Source organism: Thauera sp., assembly GCF_034003485.1.
GTDB lineage: Bacteria > Pseudomonadota > Gammaproteobacteria > Burkholderiales > Rhodocyclaceae > Thauera.
In genome coordinates this window covers 1-4,476 of record NZ_JAVEYL010000079.1, presented here as the reverse complement: position 1 = coordinate 4,476, position 4,476 = coordinate 1, and the positions used below count along the sequence as shown (strand labels likewise).

7 protein-coding genes are annotated in these 4,476 nt (G+C 67.6%); all 7 read right to left on the bottom strand.

Translation table 11 applies throughout. The annotated features are described in order from the left end of the window. The coding region (locus tag RBT54_RS18285) for a biotin carboxylase N-terminal domain-containing protein (protein WP_320368413.1) at positions 1 to 232 on the bottom strand (232 nt) is incomplete at its 3' end. 57 nt (positions 233 to 289) lie between these two features. Further along, positions 290 to 967: a DUF4126 domain-containing protein gene (locus RBT54_RS18280; protein WP_320368412.1), complete on the bottom strand. Its 678-nt coding sequence runs from the start codon at positions 965 to 967 to the stop codon at positions 290 to 292. A gap of 77 nt (positions 968 to 1,044) precedes the next feature. Continuing rightward, positions 1,045 to 1,833 carry an enoyl-CoA hydratase/isomerase family protein gene (locus RBT54_RS18275; protein WP_320368411.1) on the bottom strand — a complete coding sequence of 263 codons (789 nt, stop codon included), beginning with the start codon at positions 1,831 to 1,833 and terminating at the stop codon, positions 1,045 to 1,047. A 26-nt stretch (positions 1,834 to 1,859) separates the two neighbouring features. Then, positions 1,860 to 2,288, bottom strand: a complete 429-nt coding sequence (locus RBT54_RS18270) for a type II toxin-antitoxin system VapC family toxin (RefSeq protein WP_320368410.1) — start codon at positions 2,286 to 2,288, stop codon at positions 1,860 to 1,862. Positions 2,289 to 2,293: 5 nt separating this feature from the next. Next, the gene (locus RBT54_RS18265) at positions 2,294 to 2,656 is read right to left on the bottom strand and encodes a type II toxin-antitoxin system Phd/YefM family antitoxin (protein ID WP_320368409.1); all 363 of its coding nucleotides are present in this window, start codon (positions 2,654 to 2,656) and stop codon (positions 2,294 to 2,296) included. 55 nt (positions 2,657 to 2,711) lie between these two features. Beyond that, positions 2,712 to 4,319: a carboxyl transferase domain-containing protein gene (locus tag RBT54_RS18260; protein WP_320368408.1), complete on the bottom strand. Its 1,608-nt coding sequence runs from the start codon at positions 4,317 to 4,319 to the stop codon at positions 2,712 to 2,714. Between the two features lie 14 nt (positions 4,320 to 4,333). Next, a partial coding sequence (locus tag RBT54_RS18255; protein ID WP_320368414.1) for an acyl-CoA dehydrogenase family protein occupies positions 4,334 to 4,476 on the bottom strand: 143 nt, incomplete at its 5' end.

Here is a 4,476-nt window from a genome sequence, read left to right as displayed (position 1 = left end):
TGGCCTGGGCGCCGGTCTGCTTGGCCGCAGCGATGATCTTGTCGATCACCAGGTAGCTCTCGCGCGCCGCCGCCGGGCCGATCAGCACGGCCTCGTCGGCCAGGCGCACGTGGCGGGCCTTGGCGTCGGCCTCGGAATACACCGCGACGGTCTTGATGCCCATGCGGCGGGCGGTCTTGATCACCCTGCAGGCAATCTCTCCACGGTTTGCGATCAGGATCTTGTCGAACATGTCGTCTCCAGCTTCTTGTCGGAATTCAGAAAGTTGTCCCTGCGGTCCCTGCAGGCTTCACGGCGCGGGCAGTTCGGGGTGCGCCGGCCGCAAGCGCGGGCGGAACACCCGCCGCAGGAAGCGCCACAGCACCACGATCAGCGCCACCGCCAGCACCACGAACACCACCAGCGCCACCAGGAACCACAGCGGCTCCTGCAGCAGCAGCCACAACCCGCCGGCGAACATCGCGTCCTCGCCGAGCGAGGTGGTGACGTTGCTCACCGGCTCGGGCGAGGTGTTGATCGCCGCCCGCGCCCCCGCCTTTGCGAAGTGCGCGCCCGCCGCCAGCGTGCCGCCGGCCAGCGCCGCCGCCAGCTGCACCGCGCCCGCCTGGTCGCCCATCACCGCGGCCGCCAGCGCCGCGCCGGCCGGGATGCGGATGAAGGTGTGCACCGCGTCCCACAGCGAATCGAACCAGGGCAGCTTGTCGGCGAAGAACTCGGCCAGCAGCATCACCCCGGACACCCCGAGCAGCAGCGGATGCGTCAGCACCTCCAGCCCGCCCGGCAACTGCACGCCGCCGAAGCGCCCCAAGGCACCGAGCACGAACACCAGCGCGTACAGCCGCAGCCCGCTCGCCCAACCCAGACCCGCCGCCAGCGCGGCGAGCGAGGCCATGTCGAGCGGCACACCGCTCCAGTCGAGCAGCGCGGTGAGCTCGGTCGGCCAGCTGCTGAAGGCGTAGGCGTCCATGGCGGTCTCCGCGGATGTTCGTCAGGCTCGGCAGGCCGCGCAGTTCGTGCGCTTGCCGGCCACAGCCCGTCCCCAGCTCAACCCTGCGCGATCCACACCGCGGGGCGCTTGTCGAGGAAGGCGGCCAGGCCCTCCTTGGCCTCGGGCGTCACGCGCAAGCTGGCGATGCGGCGCGCGGTGTCTTCCACCACTGCGTCGCTCACCGGCCGGTTGGCCACCGCGCGAATCAGGTCCTTGGCGGCAGCCTGCGACTTCGGGCCGCCCTGCAGCAGGGCCTCGACCACTTCGCTCACCTTGGCGTCCAGTTCCTCGGTCGCCACCGCTTCGTGCGCCAGCCCCAGCGTCGCCGCGCGCGTGGCATTGATGCGCTCCGCGGTCTGGAAGTAGCGATAGGCCTGGCGCTCGCCGATGGCGCGGATCACATAGGGGCTGATCGCCGACGGGATGATCCCGAACTTGACCTCGGAGGTCGCAAACACCGCCCTGTCCCCCGCGATGCAGATGTCGCAGGCGCTCGCCAGCCCCATGCCGCCACCCAGCGCCGCGCCGTGCACGCGCGCGATGGTCGGCTTGTTCATCTCGGCCAGCGTACGCAGCATGCCGGCGAGCTTCATCGCGTCGGCGAAGTTCTCTGCCTCGCTCGCCTCGCCGGCGGCCTTCATCCAGTTGAGGTCGGCGCCGGCCGAGAAGCTCTTGCCCCGCCCGGCCAGCACCACCGCGCGCACCGAGTCGTCGGCATCGAGTTCGATACAGGCGGTGGTGAGGTCGGCGATCAGTTGCGCGTTGAAGGCGTTGTGCACGTCCGGACGGTTCATCCAGATCGTCGCCACGCCGGCTTCGCGTTGAATTTCAAGCGTTTCGTACATCGTGTCTCCTCGCCTCAAGGGGCGTTTCAGTCCTTTCCGGCTTCGAACCAGTTCTCCAGTCTCAGCCCGTCGAAGCATTCGAAGTCGCGCGTATTGCGCGTGACCAAGGTCAGGTTCCGGGTGGCAGCGATGGCGGCGATCTGGCTATCCGGGTAGGGCTGCGGCCGCCCAAGCCCAAGGAGGCGGGCACGCTCTCTCGCGTGCCAGGTGGCTGCAGTTTCGTCGTACGGCAATATCTGCATGCTGGAGCCGATGACAATGTCACGATAAGCCCGTACCAGCATCTCCCCCCGCCCGACACTCGGGGCGCGCAAGGCGCCACACAGCAACTCGTGCCAAACGACCGACGCAATCGCGCAGTCGTTTCCATCACGCGAAAAGCGACGCACAACCCCGGGATCAACCCGCGGCTTGAGCAATTCGGACAGCACATTGGTATCCAGCAGAAACGACACCCCCATCACGCACGCTCTTGTTTCACATCGGGCCCTTCTGCGTCGTCTGCAACGCCCCCGGCCCAGTCATATTCGGGTCCGCTGAAATCGCAGCGAGGCTCGTAGATCGTCCTGTCGCGCCAGCTGTCGATCTCTTCGTCCGTCCAGTCAGGAAACGCATCCTCGGCAGCGAGCTTCGCTCTCACCTCCTGCACGACATCCCAGAACGACGGGCGCGCGGTCGTCGCGACACGCATGCGCTCGTATTCCTGGACCGCAAGCACCACCGCCACCGGCTTGCCGCGGCGCGTGATCGTGACCGGCTGGCCCGCTTCGGCCTGATGAATCAGCGCAGGCAACTGGTTCTTCGCATCGGCAATCGAGATCATCTGCGCCTCCTTAAATGGCTATCTACATGGCCATTCTAGACCTCGCCTCGCTGCATTACATCCGGAACACGCCGAACTTCGTCGGCTGGATCGGTGCATTGAGTGCGGCCGAAAGCGACAGCCCCAGGATGCGGCGCGACTGCGCCGGATCGACCACGCCGTCGTCCCACATGCGCGCGGTGGCGTAGTAGGGGTGGCCCTGGAACTCGTACTGGTCGCGAATCGGCGCCTTGAAGGCCTCTTCCTCTTCCTTGCTCCAGGCGCCGCCCTTGGCCTCGATGCCGTCGCGGCGCACGGTGGACAGCACGCTCGCAGCCTGCTCGCCGCCCATCACGCTGATGCGCGAATTCGGCCACATCCACAGGAAGCGCGGGCTGTAGGCGCGGCCGCACATGCCGTAGTTGCCGGCGCCGAAGGAGCCGCCGATCAGCATGGTGATCTTGGGCACCTGCACGGTGGCCACGGCGGTCACCATCTTGGCGCCGTCCTTGGCGATGCCGCCGTTCTCGTACTTGCGCCCGACCATGAAGCCGGTGATGTTCTGCAGGAACAGCAGCGGGATGCCGCGCTGGCCGCACAGCTCGATGAAGTGCGCGCCCTTCTGCGCCGATTCGCCGAACAGGATGCCGTTGTTGGCGACGATGCCCACCGGGTAGCCGTGGAGCTGGGCGAAGCCGCACACCAGCGTCGTGCCGTAGCGTGCCTTGAACTCGTCGAAGCGCGAACCATCGACCACGCGCGCGATGATCTCGCGCACGTCGAAGGGCTTGCGGGTGTCGCTGGGGATGATGCCGTAGATCTCTTCCGGGTCGTACAGCGGCTCCTCGCCCTGCCCGAGCGCGAGGTTGATCGGCTTGGTGCGGTTGAGGTTGGAGACGATGCGGCGCGCGATGTAGAGCGCGTGGGCGTCGTTCTCGGCCAGGTGGTCGGCCACGCCCGACAGGCGCGTATGGACATCGCCGCCGCCGAGATCCTCGGCGCTCACCACCTCACCGGTCGCCGCCTTCACCAGCGGCGGACCACCGAGGAAGATCGTGCCCTGGTTCTTGACGATGACGGTCTCGTCCGACATCGCCGGCACGTAGGCGCCACCCGCGGTACACGAGCCCATCACCACCGCAATCTGCGGGATGCCCTTGGCCGACATGTTGGCCTGGTTGAAGAAGATGCGGCCGAAGTGGTCGCGGTCGGGGAAGACTTCGTCCTGCTTGGGCAGGAAGGCGCCACCCGAGTCGACCAGGTAGATGCAGGGCAGATTGTTCTGCTCGGCGATCTCCTGCGCGCGCAGGTGCTTCTTGACCGTCATCGGGTAGTAGGTGCCGCCCTTCACCGTGGCGTCGTTGGCCACGATCATGCATTCGACGCCCTGCACGCGGCCGATGCCGGTGATGACGCCGGCGCTCGGCGCCTCGTCGTCGTACATGCCGTAGGCCGCCATCTGGCCGACCTCGAGGAAGGGCGTACCCGGGTCGAGCAGGTGGCCGACGCGGTCACGCGGCAGCAGCTTACCGCGCGCCGTGTGCTTGGCGCGCGCCGACTCCCCGCCGCCGAGGCTGACCTGCGCCGCCTTGGCGCGCAGGTCCTCGACCTGGGCGCGCAGGCTGGCGGCGTTGGCCTGGAAGTCTTCGCTGCGGGTGTTGATGCTGGACTTGATCACGCTCATCGCAGACGCTCCGCTCAGCGGGTTTCGGAAAACAGTTCGCGGCCGATCAGCATGCGGCGGATCTCGCTGGTGCCGGCGCCGATCTCGTACAGCTTGGCGTCGCGCCACAGGCGGCCCACCGAATACTCGTTGGTATAGCCCACGCCGCCCAGCGCCT